The sequence below is a fragment of the Phytohabitans rumicis genome (genome assembly GCF_011764445.1).
GTDB lineage: Bacteria > Actinomycetota > Actinomycetes > Mycobacteriales > Micromonosporaceae > Phytohabitans > Phytohabitans rumicis.
Map to the genome: position 1 here is coordinate 21,993 of NZ_BLPG01000001.1, position 20,214 is coordinate 42,206.

Below are 20,214 nucleotides of genomic sequence, written 5' to 3' on the forward strand. Positions count from 1 at the left end.
GTCCGACTGAAGGCGGACACCAGCACGGACCCCCACGCGGAGGCCCGCACCGACATCAAGCCGGAATCTGTCAGCGCCAACATCTGGCGCCAGTTGGGTAACAGCCCGCGACGACGCGGACCGGATCTGGTCGACCAACATCCGGGACTCCTTGAACGGGGTGGAACAAACCACGGGGCCGCGCCCGAGACCCCGTGCCGCACCAGGGTCTCGGGCGTCAGCGATTCCCGCCCTGCCCGCCGCCGCGCAGCCCTCGCCGGCGGTGGGCAGCAGGCACCGTGCCGGGTTACGCCCGGCCGGGCGGGATCTTGCGCGTGCCTGCAAACGCTGTGACCTTTGATCCACTGTGGAGTTGTCAACCAACGAGCCGGCCACGGCGCACCGGACGGCAGCAGCGGCCAGCATGGATCCAGCGCCCATCGCCGCGAGACGCGAGAGCGCGTACGCGGAGCGGGTACGGTCATATGGCCGCGAGGAGCAAGGGTGCCGACACAACACGGGGACAGCGGGCAGCCACAGAAGACGTCGCGTTCACAGCAGGACGCGACGCACCGTGGTGCCAGCCATCCGCCGGGTGCCGGACACCGGGGCTCAACTCACCGGTGTGGGTACCTAATTGGGGGTCACGCCCAATCACCGGAGCCGCCCGATGCCAACCGGCCGTTGAGATCCTCAGGCCCGTGAACCTAGCTCGCGCAGTTAAGCACCGCTCCGGCACGAACCCCCACGGATGACGACCAGCCACACGGGGATGTCCACTCCAGTGAGACAAGATCACGGACCAGGGTCAAGCCAACATCAAGTCATCCTCAGATGACGAACAAGTCGAGAACCACGCGTTCGCGTATCCACAGCCCTTTGATACCGGAAGATACTGGTTAGTGATGATCTCGGATCGGAGAGATTCCGGCCGGCGTGTACCGGCTGTCGCCTGCCCACAGTCACCCATAACGGGGTGACACTCGCTGACTACGTACCGGCCCGGCTAGGGCTCAACCCGTCAAGCGCGCGGCCGGGACCGTCGCACCGGGGGTGTGCAAGTAGCCAGATCCAGAACCCTTCCATAGCCGCCACTTCGCGTCCGCCCGTGCATTCAACCCGCTCAGTTGCGCCGCTGCGCACCCGCTTGAAGCTCTCCACCGCCCCGCCCGCTGACGCGCCGGACGGCTTCACCGATGCCGCATGTACAGATGCTCTGGCTGGTCACCAGCCAGAAGCGGGCAACTGCGTGGCGATCCGCGCGGGCGAGCAACGCGAGCCCTACCGTGGGTGACCAGCCCACGTAACTCCGTCCAAGGCGCCGTGCACGGCATGCGGAGACGGCCCACCCGCCCGGCAACGGGAGCGGGTGGGCACGGTTATGGATTGAAGGACTTGCCCGTCAGGTATGTGTGCGCAGGAACTTGTGCGCCTCGGCGATGAGCGAGGGCAGGTCCGGGGGTGTGGCGAGCGTGGCGACCTCAGCGACGGCGACCCACCTGTAGCCGCCGACCTCCTCGGGTTGGTGGGTGACCTCGTTCGACAGCGCGCGGCATACGTACACCATGTCGATGTGGTGGTGTGCGCCGATCTTGCGGTCGGTCACGGGCATGGTGATGATCGTGAAAGGTGTCGGAACGGTCCCGACCGCCGGGTGTCGAAACCGCTCCTCCGCGATGATCTCCACGTCGATGCCGGCTTCCTCGCGTACCTCCCGGATGGTCGCCTGCGCGGGGTCCTCGTTCGGGTCGATGTGCCCGCCGGGGTACAACCACAAGCCGATCTTGTTGTGGTGGACCAGGAGCACTCGATCGGTCTCGTCGAAGACGACGGCGGAGGCCGTGAAGTGCCGGATCTCGGTCACTGTGACTCGCTTTCACGTTGGGCTATGGTGGCGACGCGCCCGGCGATCCACTCTAGTGCCGGCTGGCTCAGTCCCGGGTGAACCGGGAGTTGAATCGTGGCCGTGGCGAGGTGTTCGGCGTTGGGACACGGCCGGGCGTACGGCGCGAACAAAGGTTGCTGGTAGAGCGCCCGGTAGCGGTAGCGGATCGAGTCCGGCGGAAGGCCAGCGTCAGCGAACCGGCAAGCGATCGACGCGCCGAGTCCGTCGATGGTCAAGACGAGGTTGTAGTAGTTCGGCTCGTCCCCGTTGCCGTAGGCCAGTTCGGCGAGTCGGCCCCGTTCGGGCAGCCGGTCCAGGATGCGGTGGGCGTTGGCGCGTCGGGTCGCGAGTTGGTCGGGTAGGCGGGCGAGACGGTGTAGTCCGATCGCGGCGAGGGGACCGGCGAGTTTGTAGTTCACGCCGTGGGTCTTGCCGCGTAGGTGCCCGAGCCGGGTGTAGTGCTCGATGCGTTCGTACAGGTCGGCCCGGTCGGTGAGCACGAACCCGCCTTCACCGGTCGACAACAGCTTGCGGTCATGGGTGGAGAAACACCCGATCGTGCCGAGGGTGCCCGCGTACCTGCCGCCTGTGCGGGTGCCGTGTGCCTGGGCCGCGTCCTCGATCCACGGCACTCCAGCGTCGGCGAGCACGTCTTGCGCGTCGGTGCCCTCTGTCGGGTAGCCCCACAGCGGAACCGTGATCGCCGCCTTGGTGCGCGGGGTGAGCGCCCGGCGTACGTCGTCCGGGTTGAAGGCCAGCGATCCGGGCAGCACGTCCACGATCACCGGGGTGGCCCCGCAGGTCAGGATCGGCATCGCGGTGGGTATGGGCGCCACGGCCGGCACGATGACCTCCGTGCCGGGAGCCACCCCGAGCGCCACCAACGCGGCGTGCAACGCCGAGCTACCCGAGTTGACCGCCACCGCGTAGCCGACGCCGAAGAACTCGCGAAGTGCCTCCTCATAGGCTTCGACCTCCGGTGCGCCGCCGGACAGGACACCCCCGCGTAGCACCTCGGCGATGGAGGCCAGTTCACCGGACTCGGCAGGGGCGTACCGGTCGTTGACCGGGTGAGCAGCATCGAAGATCGCACGGAAGCGCAGGTCAGTCGTCATAGGTCAGCACCACCTTGATCGTGTCCTGGGGGTGTCGAGGATCAACGCATATGCGTCGACCGCTGATCTGAACGGCACCCGGTGTGTGATCAGGCCGTCCACGCACAGCGCCCCGGAGGACACCATGTCGCGAGCGGTCCGGTTGAGACGGTCCAGGGTCCACAGCGGATACTGACGGTGCACGCATCCGTTAACGGTCATCGAGGAGATCAGCGTGATCCGGTTGCGGTGGTACTCCTCTCCCAGCCGGAGCCCGGGTTGGTCACCGTGGTACGAAGCAACCGTTGCGACACGCCCGCCGACAGCGCACGAGCGGATCGCCTCGTGCAGCCCGCGGTAGGAGCCGGACGCCTCTATCGCCGCATCGGCACCAGCGGGTCCGGTGATACGCCGTACCTCGGCCGCGACGTCACTTGTTGCCGCGTCTACCACATGCGCGCCCAATGAGGCGCCAGCCTCCAACCGCAACGGATGCCGGTCAACTCCGATGACCTTGGTCGCTCCCGCGCGGCGCGCGAGTTGCGCGACCAGCAAACCCACCGTGCCAAGGCCAGTCACGACAACCGTCTCACCGACCTGGATCGCCGCGTCATGCACACCGCCGAGCGCCACCCGGGCCAGCGGCCAGAACACGGCCCGCTCAGCCGCCACGTCCGGCGGCACCAGCCCAGCACGGGCAGTGCCGCTGGCAACGATGTGCCCGTCCGCGTGCGGTCGGTCCAGATACACCAGGTCCCCGACGCGGACATCGGTGACCTCCGACCCGATCTCGGCCACGGCGGCGACCGTCTCGTAGCCCGGCGCGACCGGGAAGTCCCGACCCGCACCGTCCAGGTACACACGCCGCTCTGCATCCCAAGTGCGGTGCAGCGCCGCCGCCTCGCCACGCAACCATGCCATCTCGGTGCCGTGACTGACCCCGGACAGCACCGTGCGTGCGTAGACCTCGCCTGGACCGAGTCCAGGCAACCTTTCCTCGATGACCTCCACCCGGCCCGGTTCGGTGAACAACAGCCGCCGGCACCCGGCGCCGAAGTCCACGGACCGTGCCTGAGTCACGGGTTCAGTGCTGACCACAGCCGATCTCCTCTCCCGTCCAACAGTTGGAAAACCTGATCTGCCAGTCGCGCTACCGCGCTTTCGTTGAACACATCGAGGCTCGCCGCGTCGACGGTCAGGACCGGCGCGCCCCAGGCAGGCAACACCGAATCGAATGCCGCCGACAGCGTCGAGAAGTACGCCTCGGTAAGCCCTCGTTCCATCTCGCGTCCCCGGCCAGCCACCCGGGACAGCAAGGTCGCCGGGTCGGCACGCAGATGGATCACCAAGTCCGGGGAGGGAACGTCGCTCGCCCAAAGGGCGCAGGTCCGCGCTACGCGATCCCGGTCGGCTGGATCGAGCGTGGCGGCTGCGAATGCGGCGTGCTTGACCATTGCCCAGTCGGCGAGAACGTGGGCGCCGGCAGCGAGCTGCGTATGGATCTCCCGAAGCTGAACCACTCGCAACGCCACGAACGTCAGCTCGGCTAGCAGTCCGAACGCATCCGCCTCTTGTGGCGTGCGGGCCGCGTACAGCCGTTCCAGGAAGGGGTTCGCCTCGAACCGGTCGAGAAATGGCTTTGCGTCCATCGGCTGCGACAGCCGATTCACCAGTGTCGTCTTGCCTACACCGGTTGGCCCTTCAACCGCAACGAACAGCCCTCGCCCGCCCGAATCTACATCGGACAGACGGCCAGTCGCAGATCGTGCCGCCGCGAGTTCCATAGGTGCCCTACTCCTCCCGTCGCCTGCCAAAGCCGTGATGCGTCATTGGCTGTCCCGCTCGTAGTACCAGCCCGCGGAGTTGGGCGGCGTAACGCGTCCACCGGCGGGATAGCCGGTGTGCTCCGGCAACGTCCGATCCGGCTCCGTAGGACGTTGCCGGGGTTGCGGTTGCTGCGCCCTAACCGGTTGGGCGCCCGTTGAGTGCCGGCCGTCATACCAGCGGGGGTCTTCGCCGGCTACCGCGATGACGGACGCCGCGTGCGCCCGCACCGAGCACGGCGCGGGCAGACCGCACCGCGCGCATATGCCTGCCGCGTCCGCGTGGTGATGTTGGTACAGGACCACGGCCAGTTCATGGGTTGGAGTGCCGCGCAGGCTCGGGATCGGCGTTCGCATTGCGGCCCCCTTCCCCAATCGGCCAAGGCTGTTCTGCGTAGTTCAGGACGCGGCGGACGCCCGTTCCGTTCTGCGCAACGGGATGACGACTGACTCATCCACCACGTCGCCCTCTTCGCCGGTCACCGCGCCGGACCGGGCCGTGCACGACGCCGGCCAAAATCAACCCGAACCGGGTACGAGCGTCGGCACCAGCCAGCTTGAGCGCTTGATCCAACAGTTCCTGCGTGGACAGCCTCGGCGGGGCAGGCGCGCTCGGGTGCTCCCAGCCGGAAACGGTCGCGGCGCTCACCCCGAGGTGCTCGGCGAACGCACGAATGCTCATGCGCAACGCCTCACGTAGCGCCCTGGTCTCCCGTCCGCTCCACCGGACGACCGTCAACCCGCACCCGCACCCTTCCAGCCCCGGATCGGCGCTAGCTGCGCCCGTAGCCGCCATGACTAACGCGCCCTTCGCTCGGCCAGCGAGTACACCCGCGCGCCGCCAGGCAGCGACGGCTCATCGACCACGGCCGGTGTGACCGGGGCGGGGTCCATGCCGGAGGTGTCGATGAGCACCCGGATACCTCGGGCGACGATGGCAACCGGCCCCGCCGCGTCGTCGGGGCACACCACCTCGATCGCTCCGCCCGCGCTGACGCTGACCCACACCGGCGGAACGCTGGCAACGCAGACAGGTTCGGATGAGGCCGCGTCTTCGACATCGCCCATTCCGATGTCCGCAACACTGATCGGCCGGCGCAGCCTCTGCATCAGGATGCTGGCGATGAGTCGCGGGGTAGGGTTACGCGGTCGCTCGCCCTTGTTGATCCACCGGTAGACGCTGGTGTAGTCGTAGCTGAGGTCAAGTCCCGCAGGCACACCAAGCTCATTGACGTATCTGGCCAAGGCTGCGCGCGACATTCCCGCCTCGTGGATCAGCCGATCAAGTCGATGGTTGGCCGCCTTCACATGCCTGGCGGGACGGTCGCGGCTACCGGATCGATCGTCCTGGTCACCATCGCGAGAATCGGCCCCGGTGCCCGGCAGCGCCAGCCCGGTCGGCGCAAGCCCGAGCATGCAGCGAGCCGTGTCGGGCATCCCCAACCCGTTCGCGATCCGTTCGAGTACATCGATAGCGACAACCGACCGTTTTCCCTTGACTATCTTGCTGACCGTGCCTTGCTCGATATCGACCGCAACACCGATCCGGTGTTGACTGGCGCCGACATACCGGCGCAGGAGCGTGAACAGGGCGCCCACGTCGCGTGAACTCAACGCTCCAGCCACATCGGCACGGGTCCAGAACGACGCCGGAACGGAAAGCGGATCATGCACGTCGCCCATACCAACCCCTCCGCGTTTTCTCCCGAGCGTGGGCACGGGCCGTAGCAGGTCGTCGGGTTCCAACAGGTTGACCACTATGCCTGCCCGTCCTCTGTGTGTTGGCCGGGACAAACGATCGGCTGCACGTCGCCGCCTGGCCGGGACGCGGGAGCGGGCAAGGCGCGCCAAGTCCGCGCACTCCGCAGCGGTGCGCGAACCCTTCTGCTGGCCGTTCCCGCGCGGTGGCAGTTGCTGCCGTAGGCTCCCATCGCCCCGCCTTGCCTGCTGCCTGGTGTGGAAGGCGAGCGGATGGTGTCGTGCCAATGCGCCAGGAACGTGCGCCGTGCTTCGTAGACCTGCATGACCATCAAGTGGTAGGCGACCCCGCTCGTTTCCGCAGCGATCTCGTAGTCCTGGTGCTGGGCTAACGCCAGCAGCGCCTGCTGATGGGCTACATCGAGCAGAGACCAGATCTGCCGGAACGCCAACGCTTCCACCACCGGCTCCTCCGGCGAGGCACACACGTCATCGTCAACGGCGGTGCGGTAGAGCATGTCTTGCTGCTGGACATGCTCGTCTATCGCCTGCTGACCGACCCGTACCAGGTTGCACGAATGAAACACCTCGCCGGTATCGACGTGTTGCCGACACTGGTAAAGGTGTTCCAGGATGGCGAACCGGGCCAGGTCGACCTTCTCCGCATGTGGAGGAGACCTGCGTAGCGAACCCCGCGCCGACATCCCGGCGACCTGGTCAAGTCCCGCGAGGGTAAATCCGTACGGCAGAACAACTGCCTCCGGACCGGGCGCCGCCACGACACGACTCATCTCCTGCCGCCCCTTTGCCAGGGGCCGCTTACGCGTCATTGGGGCGATCCATCGAGCGGAGCGCAGACGTTGACCCGGCGTGCGCCGACCAGTTCCGGTTTGGTCAGGCCCGGTATCCGACTAGGTAGCCGCAGGAAGCGGGAGAAGACAACGGTGGCCGTCTCCCTCCGGTAGCACGGTCCGAGCGCCCCGCACTTGAGGCACCGCCCGGTCGCACTGGACGTCACGTGCTCGTCCAGCACCTGCTGGGCGATAGCCAGTTGCTCGACCTCGCCGGCATAGATCGTTGTGGTTGTCATTCATCCCTCCTCCGAACGTTGCCGATCTGCTTCGTCTGCCCCGTGCTCGTCTGCCCGTGGTCCTCTATGTGTGCTCGCCGGGGAGGCGGTGGTGCCCGATGCGGCACGGGCAGCCGGCTTGGCCGGTCGCCAGCAGGAACCGGGCCACGGTCTGTCGGTCGGCGCGGTCCAGCATCGTGTCCAGGGCTTGCTGTCCCACTGGGCTGATCGGCCGTTCCTGGTTCTCCCAGAGGGCCACGACGCGGTGGGTCATCCCCAACCGTTCGGCGAACTCCCGTTTGCTCATCCGGTACGCCAACCGCAGCGAGGCCACCTCCCGCCCGGTCCACGCCGCCACGACCGGCACCGCCGCAGCCTCCACCGTGCCCGGCAGGCTGGTCTTCGTCCCTGCCGCCACGGCTACCGCGCCCGTCGCTCAGCCAGCGAATACACACGCGCCCCGCCGTGCACTACCGGCACCTCGACCACAGCCGGGACCAGGGTGGCCGGGTCGGTGCCGGAGGAGTCGATCAACACCCGCACCGGCCCCGCGACCACCACCGTGACCGCCGCACCCGCACTCACCTTCACCTGCACCACCGACGCGGCCGGCACCTGCGGAAGCGTGGACGCGTCGGTCTCGGCGAGGGCAGCGCCCGCGGTCTGCGCCGGCACCTCCGGCACCCACGGCGAATCGTCCATGTCTTTACGAGAGATGTAGAGCCCCAGATCAGCGTCCCGTTCCACGCCCAGAACGGCGCGCAGTCCCGCCCGGTAATGCTCGTACGGCCACCGCATCAGCCCACGTTCGAGCTTGCCTATGTAGCTGCCATCGAGCGCGACCCTGCGCCCGGTCGTCGCGTAAATGTGGGCGTTGACCGCCTCCGCCAGCTCCTGCCGCGACATCGGCCGACCCGACCCCGCCGGGCCAGGCCGGGCCAGCCGGGCGTTCCGCACCAAAGGGTTCGGTCCCGTGTAGGCCAAGATAATCGTCCGTTCTGGTAGGTGGTCGGCCCGGCGGGCACAGGAAAGGCGAGCGGTACGCGCACTCCGCAGCGATGCGCGGACCCCTGCTAGCCGCGCCTTCGCGGAGCCGGTGGCCATGCCGGGCGCAGCCCGGACAACGGAAAGAAGATCCACACTCGATCGGGCGACGGACGGCCACGCCCTGATCAGCAATGACCGCCCGTGCCAGCCCAGGGAACCTGTACCTCCGTCGTGCGTCGAGCTTGCGTCCGCCCCGTCCACGTGTGCACGATCGAGCGTGCGTCGTACCGCAGCAATGACGATGGCAGCGCGGCCCGCCGGGTCGGCGTTCAGCGCGAGTGTCGTCAGCAGCATGGATGTAACGTTGCGGGCACGTCGGGTGACTTTGAAGTAGTCGGGCGTTAGCGACTTGTTAGCCAGCGACCGGCATTGTTGCGAAGGATCATGGGTGAGCGGCGAAACTGTCGGACAGGCGCTCCGACGATGGCGGAGGGCTCGTGGCTACTCGCTGCGAAAACTCGGCACGCTCACCAGCTACAGCTACGCCTACATCTGCGAGATCGAAACCGGTCGCAAGCCGCCGTTGCCTGAGGTCATCGCGGCATGTGACCGTTGCCTTGGGGCTGGTGGCCAGCTCATCGCGATCGCAGCCCGAAGCCAGACGGCAGGGCCGCAGGCGAGCGACGACGAACCCGGGCTGGAGTTCTCGATGGACTGGATGGAGGGCATAGAAACCTTGACCACCCTGTGGCGGCGCGACGCTGGACGGCGCCAGTTCCTGCGTAACGCCGCCTACGTCTCAACCGCATTCGCAGTCCCGGTTCAGCGCTGGCTCGACCTGTTCAACGAGCAGAACGCAGTTGCCGCCTCCGCGAGCGAGCCGCCGACTACACAGACGGTCCGCGAGATGACGAAGACGTTCCGTCGCCTAGACAACCTCTACGGAGCGGGTCAAATCAGGTCAGCCGTTGTGCAGTACCTAGACGCCGAGGTGGCCCCCGTCCTTCGTGGCAGCACGCCCGAGGCGCTAGGACGAGGTTTCCTCAGCTCCGTGGCCGAACTCACCCAGTTGGCCGGCTGGCTTGCGTACGACTGCCTAGATCACTCGCTCGGGCAGCGATACTTCATCCAGGCGCTGCGCCTGGCCATGGGCGCGCATGACCGTGCACTTGGTGCGGAGATTCTTGCCGGTATGAGCCACCAAGCGATCTTCCTCGGACAACCCCAGCCCGCAGTTGAACTCGCCCATGCCGCCCACCGGACCGCCATCCGCGCCCGCGTGCCCGCTCTGGTCGCCGAAGCGTCCGCAATGAAAGCGCACGCCTACGCCCTGCTCCACAAGGAAAAGGAGTGCACCGACGCGATCACGGAAGCCGAAACCTTCCTTGGCAAGGCTGATCGCACCGAGGGTCCACACTGGATCAGCTACCTCGATGAGGCATACCTTGCCGCGATTTCCGGGCACTGCTTCCGCGCGTTGGGCAAGCAGTCACAAGCAGAGCGATTCGCCCGAAGATCGCTGGACATGAGCCCTGGCTTCGTTCGGGGCAAGCTGTTCAACCAAGTACTCCTCGCGGGTGCCCACGTCCTCAAGGAGGACATCGACCAGGCGTGCGCGGTTGGGCACGAGGCGCTAGACCTGACAGGCGAGGTTTCATCGGCCCGCGCCATCACCTACATCGACGGACTACGCCAAGAACTCCGCCCGTGGCGCACCAACCGACGGGTAAAGGAATTCGAGGACCGCGCCAAGATCGTCATTGCTCAATGGTGAACACCAGGCGAACCGGCCGCCGAACGTTGTGCGAGCGCGGCCAGTAGGCCAATTACCGACGCCGCGCCCACGATCTCTCCGCGCCTGATCCGATCATGGACCGTGTCCAGGCTGATCCACTCTACGCGTTGGGCTTCGTTGATGTCTGCCGGTGTACCGGTGTACTCGGCCCCGTAGCCGATGAACAACAAGTTCTCCGCGTCGGCAGTGCCGACCATCGGTTGAAACGCGATCAGCGGTTCCAGCTTCGTCGGCCGCCAACCCGTCTCCTCCTCGACCTCGCGCGCTGCGGTAACGGCCGCGTCCTCGGTCTCGTCCACATATCCGCCGGGCAGTTCCCACACCCACCGATCGATGACGAAGCGGTGCCGCCACATCATCAGGACCCGGTCTGAATCGTCGAGCACAACCGCCATTGCCGCTCGCGGGACGCGTAGCACGTACTGCTCGAACGTCACACCATCCGGCAACTCGACGTGCGCGATGCTGAGGCGAGCGCGGCGCGTGTCGTCCACCACCCGCTCTTCGTGGATACGCCACTGCGTGGGCTCGGTGATGTCCTCGCTCGTCACATGCGAAGCCTACCGGCGGCGCTGCCGGCCCCCAGCTCGGTGGGCCAAATGGGGTAAGGCGCGGAAGCAGCGCCCTCGGCGTCGGATGCGTCCGCCTCCTCCTAGCCCCGTTTCATGCCGCCATGTCCGGCAGCAGCCCCACCTCGTCGCGGCCGGGCGTCGCGACGATCGCCGTCACGTCTCGCTCCGCCTTGAGGATCTTCAACAACAGCGAAGCACGTTCGTTGGACACGCCGTGCCCGTCCTCGCGCATCGTGTTGGCGAGGTTATCCCGCGACAGTGACCGGCCCTTGGCGGCGAGGGTCTCGCGGGCCGCCCGCGCCGCCGGGATCATGTTGGCCACGGTGCGGACGTCCACCGGCGTTGCCCGGCGGCCCGGGTCACCGGCGCCGCCGGGGGCGGGCTGGATCACGCCGCTGTTGCTGCCCGTAATGGGCGCGGCGGGCCGATTGGCCGGGCCGGTCGCGGACGGCGCGGGGGTGTTCGTCCGCCCGGCGGGGACGGTCCCGGACCGTGCGGGCTCGTCCCGTCCCGTCTGGCGGACGGTCCCGGGGACGTCCGGGACGGGTGCGGACGTCCGCTGATCGTCCCGGACGGTCGTCCGCTGATCAACTCTCGCGTGGTCGATCATGGCGAACAGGAGCTTGATCGACACCAGCATGGAGACCGCCGGCCACCCGGCGAGCGCCTTGCCGATCGGGTCCGCGCCGCCGACCGCAACGTTCGCGGCGAGGCTCGCGGCGGTGCCGACAACGAGCGCGACCCACGGAATCGGGCCGGTGGGGCGCCCAGCGCGACGCTGCGCCACCAAGTAGAGGCTCGCGACGATTTCGAGCCCGTCCACACTGATCGGGAACGCCAACGACTTCCAGCCAAGCTGATCATGATGGAGGGCGAGCTCGCGCATGTGCGAGAAGCTGATCGCGCCCGCGACGATGGCGAGCCCGCCGACGAACAACGCGGTGAGGATCAACAGGGTCTTGTCGGTCCGAGACTTGGTCATGGGGTCACCTCCGAGGCGGTAGTGGCCGACGCGAGCAGCGTCGAGAGGGCATCCAGCACCCGCCGGGCGTTGTCGGCGGGCATGGACAGGTGCATGTCGCCCACCTGCACCCGCAGGTAGGGCTCACCCGGCCACGGGGCGCACGCCTCGGTCAGCCATGCGGTCCCATCCCGGACGGGCAGCCACTGGCCTGTGGCCAGGTTCAGCGGGACCGGGGCGGACCGGTGCTCGCCCCCGAGATCGGGCCGGTAGCCGTTTGCTTCGCGGGCCGGATCGGCGGTGCACCGGGACCGGTCGCACCACGGCGGGTGCCGGTCGGCGCGACCGGTTGGGGTCGGTTGTAGTTGAGGGTTGGTGTGTTCGTGGGTGCCTGTCATGGCGTGAAGTCCTTTGCTGGCAAGGGTTCGGGGGGCGCCCACCGGGGCGCCGGGCGCCGGTTGGCCATCGGGAGGCTTGGCCCCGCGAGGCACGCGCCATCGACCCGGCCCGCTCGGCGGGCCAGGAAGGTCAGGGGTTACGGGGACCTGCGCACGGCCGGGGCCGCGCGCCGGTGTGAGTGCGCGCGGACCCGCTCGGGATCGCGCCGGTTGGGTCACGGCGCGGCCGGTCGGTCGCCAATGCGCGGGTGTCGATCAACTCTGGTGCCGTACGCTGGAAACGCGCGAACGGACCGGGGGACGTCGGTGTCGGTCCCCACGGAGCGGGTTGACCGGGGCCGCCTATCGGATCAAAGCGGTTCGATCCGGGCAGGATTTTGTGGGTTAGTTTTCCGGGTTCGGCTTGCCGACCCCGGCGGTGCCGGACACCGACGAGATGACCACGGCGGTGCGCCGCTCGGGCGGGGTGGCGGCGAGCGCGTCCAGCTCGGCCAGCTCCCGATGCCGGCCGGTGAACCCGGCGACATCCCCGGGCAGGTGCCGCGGCGCCGGGCGTACCCGATGGGCCGGAACCGCCGGCGGCACAGCGCCCCGCCGACGCTCTTCGACCTGGTCCCGCGCGGTCGCGAGCGCCCGCTGCTCGGCCGGGGTCGCGCCGAGCAGCCGGATCAGCACGTCGAACCGGTCCGCGGGGGCCAGGCTGGTGCCCGACAGGTACCCACCGACGATGCCGTGCGACCAGCCCGCCTGCTTGGCCAGCGCCCGGTAGCTGACCCGGTGCGCGCCCGCCACCCGGGCCTGCCGCTGCCGCAGGCCGCGCAGCACCGCCGCCAGCTCCGCCACGGTACGCGCCGCCGCCGCGACCGCCGGTACATCGTCCACATTGCTCCTTCCCGGAACCCGCCTCTCATCAAAGCAAGTCCCGGGAAGGGTCGAACACCTCACGCCGCGTCGAGACGCTCCGCCGCACTGTCGAGCAGCTTGCTGGCCTCGTCCTCGGTCAGGTCGCCGCCGAACCGCCAGATGGCGGTCTTGTCCGCCTGAACGTGCAGGCAGTACTCGCCCTTGGCCGCACCGACCCGCGCCTGGGTGTCGGTAATGACCTGGTACGACTCTGCGCCCTTGTCGAACATCCCGGTGCCGCCGACCGGTTCGTCGCACTGGTCGGCGAGGCGCAACTGCACCCAGACGGTCACCAGGCCGCGGTTCAGGTCGTCCGCGGGGGCACCGGACTCCACCCACCGGCACTCGAAGCTCTCGAATCCGCGCTCCCCGAGCGGCGTGTCCTCCTCGACACCCTCGTTCACCGCGGTCCGCACCCCCGTGAGGTCCCGGACCTCCTCCTCGGTGAGCAGGTCGCAGACGTCCTGCGCGGCCACCTTGCCGGCCGGGTCGAGGTCGTCGTCCGCGACCCGGCCCAGCGCCCGCTCGGCGAGATCGGCGCAGGTCTCCGCCGCCCAGCGGCCGCCGTCGGCCACGTGCCGGCATTGGATGCCCAGGCTGCGGCCCTTGTCCGCGAACACCAGCGTCTTGCCCTCCCCGGTGCCCGGGTTCCCGTCGAACGCGAGCGTGTCGCGCACCCAGGGCTCGTCCCGCGTGTCCAGCGAGCCGTAGTCCGCGACCAGGTCCAGGGTCCGCGCGGTGCGCAGCTCCACCACCGCATCGTCGGTCTGCCCGGTACCTTTCCACCGGCAGGTGGTCAGGTCGGTCCCGGTGACCCCCGATTCCTCCACCACCGGCACGCCGAACGCCTCCTCCACCTCGTCCTCGGTGAGCAGGTTGCACGGCCAGCCGATGGACTGCTTCTCCTCCTCGCCACACGCGGCCAGCGCGCCCACAAGCGCGAGCAGGCAGGCCGCCGCGAGCATCCGTCTCACCATCCACCCTCCCGGATCCGCCCCCGCGTTCCCGGAATGATGCCCGCCCTCCCCCGCCCACGCCCCCACCCCCGGACAAGGTTGGACAACCTTGAACACCCCGCGCCGGGCGCCCGCCTCTCCCCGCCCCCGCGCCGCCCGCGCGCGCCGCCCGCCCGCGCCGCCCGCGCCACGCCACCCGCGCCGCCCGCCTCTCCGCGTCGATCAAGGGCATACGGCTGTGCTTTGATCTCCGATCCACGACCGTTTGCCCTTGATCGACGCGGAATCCCTTGATCGACGCCGAGCTCGGCCGTCGGCGCGCCGCTAGCTGGGCTTGCGGCGGGCGGCGCGCCAGGCGCGGATGCCGAGGACGCCGACGGCGGTGCCGATGGCCAGTGACGCGCCGATCAGCAGCGCGTGTACCCACAGGAAGCTGGTCGGGGTGCCGTCGCCGACCCGGCCGGTGGACCAGGAGCGGCCGTCCTTCCAGATGGCCAGGGCGAACCGTGGCCAGATGACCCAGGTCCACACGCCGACGCCGGTCAGGAAGGCGGCCCAGCCGCGCGAGATGGTCATGGTGCCCCTACTGGATGTTCTTCAGCACGTACCCGGCTTTCGGGCACTCCCGCTTCAGGGTGACCTCCGCCGGCGCGGTCAACGCCGCCAGGGTGTTGAACTCCGCGAACGTGGTGAACGTCGCCGCCTTCGCCGCCGACGCGGAGAGGCTGGTGAGCGCGTCCTTCAAGACGGGGTCGGCGACCTTGCCGGCGGTGTCCGCGAAGGTCGCCGAGGTGCTGGTGAGGAGCGGTTCCAGCGCCGCGAGCGCCTGGGCGACGCCGGCCTTGTCGCCGCTGCGCTCGGCCGCGACGCCGGCCCGGATGTGCTCCTGCGACAGCTCGTCGAGGTTCCGGTACATCAGGTCGGCCGTCTCGCAGGCCACCGCCGGGGTGAACACGCCCTCAAGGTCCATCTCGGTGCCGTCGAGCGGCTCGCCCGCGGTCGTCGCGGGGGCGGCGGGCGCCGGTGTGGTGGGGTCCGCGGCCGGGCTCCGCGCCGGGTCGGAGCAGGAGGCGGCGAAGACGAGGCAGGCCAGGGTGAGGGCAAGGGTGCGTCGCATGAGGCTCTTTCCGTGTGAGGGTGCCCCGCGACTCTAGATGATCTATTCGAGGGGGATCGATCAAGGGATTCCGCGTCGATCAAGGGCAAAGGGTCGTGGATCGGAGATCAAAGCACGGCCGTTCGCCCTTGATCGACGAGAAGAGGGGCGGCGACAAGAGGGGCGGCGAGGAGAGGGGGCGGCGCGGTGGCGCGGGACACACGCGCTGGGGCGTCCTAGGAGGCTAGGTCAAGGGAGGGAACCATAGCTAGGGCGGATCACTGTCATGTCGAGGAAAGAATTCCGTAACACAAGTGAGGGCTGTTTCACTCGCAGCACCCCACCGGGGGCCCAGCCCGAGCGGGCTGACGTGACCTCCCCCTGGAGTGATCCATGAACCGACACATGAGATTGCGCGCGCTCGGCGCGCTTGTTGCGGTGAGCACGGCCCTGCTGGCGGGCTGCTCGTCCGCGGACTCCTCGACGGAGGGTACGGCCAGCGGCTCGACGAACTCCGCGGCCGCGGCGGCGCTGACCGCCGCGTACCAGGGAGTCACCGGCACGCCCCCGACGGTCGCCACGAAGCCCAAGTCCGGCGTCAACCTGTGGGTGGTGTCCTGCGGGCAGCAGGTGCCGTCCTGCGCCACCCCGGTCGCGGCGGTGCAGGAGGCCGCGAAGGCGCTCGGTTGGGAGAGCAAGATGTGCGACGGCCAGCTCAACCCCGGCGGGTGGGGCAACTGCATCCGCCAAGCCGCCAGCGCCAAGGCCGACATCATCATCCCGGTCGGGATCGACTGCGTGTCGGTGCAGGCGCCGATGCAGGAGGCGGTCGCCGCCGGCTCGAAGATCATCGGCGGCGGGGGCGCCGACTGCGACGCCGCCGGCGGCCAGAAGCTGATGGCCAGCGAACGGCTGCAACTGGACAAGGTCTCGATCAAGGACTACTGGAAGCTCAACGGCAAGTTGCAGGCGCAGTGGCTGATCGGCCGCACCGGCGGCAGCGCCAAGGTGCTCCTGCTGACCTTCACCGACCCGCTGTGGGGCCCGTGGATCACCGAGGGCTTCAAGGAGGAGTTGGCGACCTGCTCCGGCTGCTCGATCGCGACCACCCTGGAGATCTCCAACAACGACATGGCCGGCAACGCCATGGCCCAGAAGTTCTCCACCGCGCTGCTGCAGAACACCGCGGTCAACGCCATCTCGATCCCGGTCGGCGGCTGGATGCAGGCGGGGCTGTCGCAGTCCATCCAGTCCTCCGGGCGGGCCACCCAACTGTCGGTCTCCAGCGGGTTCGGCGACGCCTCCACAATGGACCTGATCCGCACCGCCGGCTTCGCGTTCGGCGCCCTCGGGTACGCGTCGGCGTGGGGCGCCTACGGCTCGGTGGACACCGCGATCCGGGTGCTGAACGGCGAGACGCCGCAGGTGCAGGGCGACGGTTTCCAGATGGTCGACAAGGACCACAACCTGCCGGCATCCGGGGACTACGAGGGCGGTGTCGACTTCAAGGCGGCGTACCGCAAGCTCTGGGGACTCGGCTGAGATGTCCGGGGACGTGCTGGTCCGGCTGACCGGGCTGTCGAAGTCCTTCGGTCCCACCAGGGCGTTGGACGGTGCCGAGCTCGCCCTGCGCGGCGGCACCGTGCACGCCCTGCTGGGCGGCAACGGGTCGGGCAAGTCCACCGCGATCAAGATCCTGGCCGGGGTCTACCCGGCGGACGCGGGCACCATCCACGTCGGTACCGCCGAATGGGCCGCGGACGGCTGGTCCGCCGCGGCCGCCCGGCACGCGGGGCTCCGCTTCGTACACCAGGATCTCGGCCTGTTCGACTCGCTGTCGATCGCGGAGAACTTCGCCCTGGACGGCGGCTACCCGACGACCAGGCTGGGGTCGGTGCGCTGGCGGCAGCTCGACCGCCGGGTGGCCGCGCTGCTCGACCGCTTCGAGATCGCCGCCACCCCGGGTACGCCGGTGGGCGGCCTGCGTCCGGCCCAGCGCACCATGGTCGCGATCGCGCGCGCCCTGCAGGACCAGGAATCCGAGAGCGCCGTCCTGGTGCTCGACGAGCCGACCGCGACGCTCCCGGCGCACGAGTCGGAACTGCTCCTGGCGGCGATCCGGCGCCGGGCCGAGCTAGGCCAGACCATCCTGCTGGTCAGCCACCGCATGCCGGAGGTGCTCGCCACCGCCCACGACTTCACCGTGTTCCGCGATGGGCGCACGGTGGCCACCCTGGTGGCGGCCGAGCCGACCGAGCAGCGGCTGATCGCCCTGATGACCGGCCAGGAGATCGCTGCCACGGCGCCGGACCCGCAGGTCTGCGCGGCGCAGCACGACGGCGCCGCCGCGCTGCGGGTCACCGACCTGGCGGCCGGCCCGCTGCGGGGCGTGTCGCTCACCGTGGCGCCCGGCGAGATCGTCGGCGTCACCGGCCTGGTCGGCAGCGGGCGGTCGTCGCTGCTGCGTACGGTCTTCGGGCTGCACCCGCCGCGCGCCGGCGACATCTGGATCGACGGCCGGCGCCAGCGCGGCACCGAGGACGTCCGGGCCCGGATGGCGCAGGGCGTGGCGTACGTGGCTGAGGACCGGGTCGCGGAGTCGTCGTTCGCCGAGCTGACCGTCCGGGAGAACCTGTCCGCGTCGGTGCTGCGCATGTTCTGGCGGCCGCGCGGCATGGCCACCGCCGACGAGCGGGACAGCGCCGAGGCCCTGGTACGCCGGCACCGGGTCAAGGCCGGATCGGTGGAGAGCGCCTTCTCCGCGCTGTCCGGCGGCAACCAGCAGAAGGCGATCCTCGCCCGGTGGCTGCGCCGCGAGCCCCGCCTGCTGTTGCTGGACGAGCCGACCCAGGGCGTCGACATCATGTCCCGCGCCGACATCTACCGCACGATCCGCCGGTCGGTGTCCACCGGGTGCGGGGTGGTCGTCGCCTCGTCCGACTTCCTGGAGCTGAGCACGCTCTGCGACCGGGTCGTGGTGCTGGCCGGCGGGCGGATCGCCGCCGAACTGCGCGGGGAGCGGCTCACCCCGGAGCACCTGACCGCCGCCACCCAGTCCTCGGTCCTGTCGACAGGAGTCCCGTCATGACGCAAAGCCGGCTCAACCCGCGGGCCCTGGCCGAGAGCTACGCGCTGCTGGCGCTGCTGGTCGTCCTGGGCGCGTTCTTCGCGGTGCTGCCCAGCAGCCGCGACGTGTTCCTGTCGATGCCGAACCTGTCGGTGCTGCTGGGCAACCAGGCCACGGTGGCGCTGCTGGCGCTGGCCGCGATCATCCCGCTGGTCAGCGGCTACTTCGACTTCTCGCTCGGCGCCAACGCGGCCACCGCGACCGTGCTGTGCGCCGGGCTGATGTCCCGCCACGGCGTACCGCTCGCCCTGGCCTGCGTGCTGTGCGTGCTGCTCGGCGCCGTCATCGGGCTGGTGAACGGCGTCCTGGTGACCCGCTACCGGCTCAGCTCGTTCGTCACCACGCTCGCCGCCGCCACCCTGCTCGGCGGGATCATCCAGTGGTACACCGGCGGCCAGACCATCCTCGCCGGCATCTCCCCCGGGCTGGTGCGGTTCGGCTCGGCCACCCTGTTCGGCATCCCGCGGGTGGTGTACGTGGTGCTGCTGGTCGCCGCGCTGCTGTGGTACCTGCTGGCGCAGACCCCGTACGGCCGTTCGCTGTACGCGATCGGCGCCAACCCGCGCGCGGCGACGCTGGTCGGCATCCGCTCCGACCGGTACGTCACGGTCTCCTTCGTGCTGGCCGGGACGATCGCCGCCGTGGTCGGCATCCTGCAACTGGCCCGCACCGGCAGCGCGACCGCGGACAGCGGCACCAGCCTGCTCTTCCCGGCCCTGGCGGCGGCGTTCCTCGGCGCGACCGCCGTCCGCCCGGGCTTCTTCAACGTGATCGGGACGCTGATCGGGGTGCTGTTCGTCTCGGTGGCGGTCAGCGGGCTGACCCTGGCCGGCGCCCAGGCGTGGGTCAGCCCGGTCTTCAACGGCGCCGCGCTGCTGGCGGCGGTCGGCCTGTCCACCTACCTGGGCCGCCACCGCGGCCGAGCTGGCTAGCCGGCGTCCTCTAAGCCGACGGCAACCGAGTGGAGCAGGGCGCGGAGCCAGCGGCCGGCGGGGTCGTCGACGCGCCGCGGGTGCCAGTGCGCCGCCTCGGTGATCTGCACCGCCGGCACCGGCGTCTGGGCCACCGCCAGGTCCAGGATGTCCATGCACCGGCGGGCCAGCCGGTACGGGACGAAGGCGCACAGTTCGGTACCGGTGATGGCGTACGGCAGGGTGAGCAGGCTCGTCACCGTCACCTGGACGGTCCGCTCGGCCAGGCCGTACCGCTCGGCGAGCACCTCCAGGGGGCGCTTGACCGGCCCCGCCGCGGCGAACTCCGCCACCGCGTGCGGCATCTCCCGCAGGTCGTCCAGGGTGAGCGCGCCGTCGACCAGCCGGGGGTGGTCCCGGGCGACCAGGCACACCAGCTCGTCGGTGAAGATCGGCTGGCGGTCGCCGGGGAAGTCGAAGCCGAGCGGCCCGATGACCAGGTCGCGCCGGGTCAGGTAGCTCTCGAAGTCCGCCCGCGCGGCCGGCAACGTGTCGAACGAGACGGAGCAGCCGGGCGCCTGCTCCTGCAGGGCCCGGATCAGCGGCCGGGCCAGCACGGTCATGGCGTACTCGGAGAGGCTCACGGTGAAGCACCGGGTGGCCTTGTCCGGCTCGAAGGCGCGCGCCTCGCCGAGCAGCGCCTGCGCCGACTGGACGGCCTCGGCGACCACCGGCCGCAGCCGCTCGGCCAGCTCGGTGAGTTGGAAGTCGCGGCCGCTGCGTACCAGCAGGGGGTCGTCGAAGTGGGCCCGCAGTCGGGTCAGGGCGCCGCTCATCGCCGGCTGGCTCATGTGCAGCCGGGCCCCCGCGTGGGTGAGGTTCCGCTCCTCCAGCAGGGCGTGCAGCGCGATCAGCAGGTTCGCGTCGACCGTACGGACAGTGATGTTCACATGGTAGAGA

General features: G+C 69.6%; 22 protein-coding genes. 4 read left to right on the forward strand and 18 right to left on the reverse strand.

What is annotated here, in order from left to right:
* Positions 1-1,381: 1,381 nt before the first annotated feature.
* The 10 genes from Prum_RS00095 to Prum_RS00140 form a co-directional block, all read right to left on the reverse strand.
* Positions 1,382-1,843 (reverse strand): NUDIX hydrolase, encoded by a 462-nt coding sequence (locus Prum_RS00095; protein ID WP_246277537.1) that lies wholly within the window; start codon positions 1,841-1,843, stop codon positions 1,382-1,384.
* Positions 1,840-2,979: a DegT/DnrJ/EryC1/StrS family aminotransferase gene (locus Prum_RS00100; RefSeq protein WP_173072816.1), complete on the reverse strand. Its 1,140-nt coding sequence runs from the start codon at positions 2,977-2,979 to the stop codon at positions 1,840-1,842. Before Prum_RS00100 ends, Prum_RS00095 begins: the two co-directional genes overlap by 4 nt.
* Positions 2,980-2,982: 3 nt before the next feature.
* The gene (locus tag Prum_RS00105; protein WP_246277538.1) at positions 2,983-4,038 is read right to left on the reverse strand and encodes a zinc-dependent alcohol dehydrogenase; all 1,056 of its coding nucleotides are present in this window, start codon (positions 4,036-4,038) and stop codon (positions 2,983-2,985) included.
* On the reverse strand, positions 4,035-4,742 hold the full coding sequence (locus Prum_RS00110) for a deoxynucleoside kinase (RefSeq protein WP_173072818.1): 708 nt from the start codon (positions 4,740-4,742) through the stop codon (positions 4,035-4,037). Before Prum_RS00110 ends, Prum_RS00105 begins: the two co-directional genes overlap by 4 nt.
* Positions 4,743-5,232: 490 nt before the next feature.
* Positions 5,233-5,577, reverse strand: a complete 345-nt coding sequence (locus Prum_RS00115; RefSeq protein ID WP_173072820.1) for a helix-turn-helix domain-containing protein — start codon at positions 5,575-5,577, stop codon at positions 5,233-5,235.
* 2 nt (positions 5,578-5,579) lie between these two features.
* Positions 5,580-6,464 carry a helix-turn-helix domain-containing protein gene (locus Prum_RS00120; protein ID WP_173072822.1) on the reverse strand — a complete coding sequence of 295 codons (885 nt, stop codon included), beginning with the start codon at positions 6,462-6,464 and terminating at the stop codon, positions 5,580-5,582.
* 74 nt (positions 6,465-6,538) lie between these two features.
* Positions 6,539-7,270 carry a hypothetical protein gene (locus Prum_RS00125; protein WP_173072824.1) on the reverse strand — a complete coding sequence of 244 codons (732 nt, stop codon included), beginning with the start codon at positions 7,268-7,270 and terminating at the stop codon, positions 6,539-6,541.
* Positions 7,271-7,305: 35 nt separating this feature from the next.
* The gene (locus tag Prum_RS00130) at positions 7,306-7,569 is read right to left on the reverse strand and encodes a hypothetical protein (protein WP_173072826.1); all 264 of its coding nucleotides are present in this window, start codon (positions 7,567-7,569) and stop codon (positions 7,306-7,308) included.
* 64 nt (positions 7,570-7,633) lie between these two features.
* Complete coding sequence (locus Prum_RS00135) at positions 7,634-7,966, reverse strand: helix-turn-helix domain-containing protein (protein WP_173072828.1); 333 nt, start codon at positions 7,964-7,966, stop codon at positions 7,634-7,636.
* Positions 7,967-7,968: 2 nt separating this feature from the next.
* On the reverse strand, positions 7,969-8,454 hold the full coding sequence (locus Prum_RS00140) for a hypothetical protein (protein ID WP_173072830.1): 486 nt from the start codon (positions 8,452-8,454) through the stop codon (positions 7,969-7,971).
* A 529-nt stretch (positions 8,455-8,983) separates the two neighbouring features.
* Between Prum_RS00140 and Prum_RS00145 the strand changes: the two genes are divergently transcribed.
* Complete coding sequence (locus Prum_RS00145; RefSeq protein ID WP_173072832.1) at positions 8,984-10,309, forward strand: helix-turn-helix domain-containing protein; 1,326 nt, start codon at positions 8,984-8,986, stop codon at positions 10,307-10,309.
* On the opposite strand, the gene Prum_RS00150 is transcribed toward Prum_RS00145, so the two are convergent.
* The 7 genes from Prum_RS00150 to Prum_RS00180 form a co-directional block, all read right to left on the reverse strand.
* Positions 10,300-10,881: an NUDIX hydrolase gene (locus Prum_RS00150; protein ID WP_173072834.1), complete on the reverse strand. Its 582-nt coding sequence runs from the start codon at positions 10,879-10,881 to the stop codon at positions 10,300-10,302. The genes Prum_RS00145 and Prum_RS00150 overlap by 10 nt on opposite strands.
* A 112-nt stretch (positions 10,882-10,993) precedes the next feature.
* Complete coding sequence (locus Prum_RS00155) at positions 10,994-11,884, reverse strand: DUF2637 domain-containing protein (protein WP_173072836.1); 891 nt, start codon at positions 11,882-11,884, stop codon at positions 10,994-10,996.
* A complete protein-coding gene (locus tag Prum_RS00160) occupies positions 11,881-12,261 on the reverse strand; it encodes a hypothetical protein (protein WP_173072838.1) in 381 nt (126 codons plus the stop codon). The genes Prum_RS00155 and Prum_RS00160 overlap by 4 nt, the downstream gene beginning before the upstream one ends.
* Before the next feature lie 384 nt (positions 12,262-12,645).
* A complete protein-coding gene (locus tag Prum_RS00165; RefSeq protein ID WP_173072840.1) occupies positions 12,646-13,143 on the reverse strand; it encodes a helix-turn-helix domain-containing protein in 498 nt (165 codons plus the stop codon).
* Between the two features lie 59 nt (positions 13,144-13,202).
* Complete coding sequence (locus Prum_RS00170; protein ID WP_173072842.1) at positions 13,203-14,141, reverse strand: hypothetical protein; 939 nt, start codon at positions 14,139-14,141, stop codon at positions 13,203-13,205.
* 303 nt (positions 14,142-14,444) lie between these two features.
* Positions 14,445-14,696 carry an SCO4848 family membrane protein gene (locus tag Prum_RS00175; RefSeq protein ID WP_173072844.1) on the reverse strand — a complete coding sequence of 84 codons (252 nt, stop codon included), beginning with the start codon at positions 14,694-14,696 and terminating at the stop codon, positions 14,445-14,447.
* A gap of 7 nt (positions 14,697-14,703) precedes the next feature.
* Complete coding sequence (locus tag Prum_RS00180; RefSeq protein ID WP_173072846.1) at positions 14,704-15,237, reverse strand: hypothetical protein; 534 nt, start codon at positions 15,235-15,237, stop codon at positions 14,704-14,706.
* A gap of 384 nt (positions 15,238-15,621) precedes the next feature.
* On the opposite strand from Prum_RS00180, the gene Prum_RS00185 reads away from it, so the two are divergent.
* Genes Prum_RS00185 through Prum_RS00195 form a run of 3 tightly spaced genes read left to right on the forward strand, consistent with a single transcriptional unit; the run spans position 15,622 to position 19,275 of the window.
* Entirely contained in the window at positions 15,622-16,758 is a 1,137-nt protein-coding gene (locus Prum_RS00185) for a sugar ABC transporter substrate-binding protein (protein WP_173072848.1), read from the forward strand.
* A gap of 1 nt (position 16,759) precedes the next feature.
* Positions 16,760-18,304, forward strand: a complete 1,545-nt coding sequence (locus tag Prum_RS00190; RefSeq protein WP_173072850.1) for a sugar ABC transporter ATP-binding protein — start codon at positions 16,760-16,762, stop codon at positions 18,302-18,304.
* Positions 18,301-19,275, forward strand: a complete 975-nt coding sequence (locus Prum_RS00195; protein ID WP_173072852.1) for an ABC transporter permease — start codon at positions 18,301-18,303, stop codon at positions 19,273-19,275. Before Prum_RS00190 ends, Prum_RS00195 begins: the two co-directional genes overlap by 4 nt.
* On the opposite strand, the gene Prum_RS00200 is transcribed toward Prum_RS00195, so the two are convergent.
* Positions 19,272-20,204, reverse strand: coding sequence for a LysR family transcriptional regulator (locus tag Prum_RS00200; RefSeq protein ID WP_218576906.1), 933 nt, complete (start codon positions 20,202-20,204; stop codon positions 19,272-19,274). The two genes, Prum_RS00195 and Prum_RS00200, sit on opposite strands and share 4 nt — an antisense overlap.
* Positions 20,205-20,214: the final 10 nt, after the last annotated feature.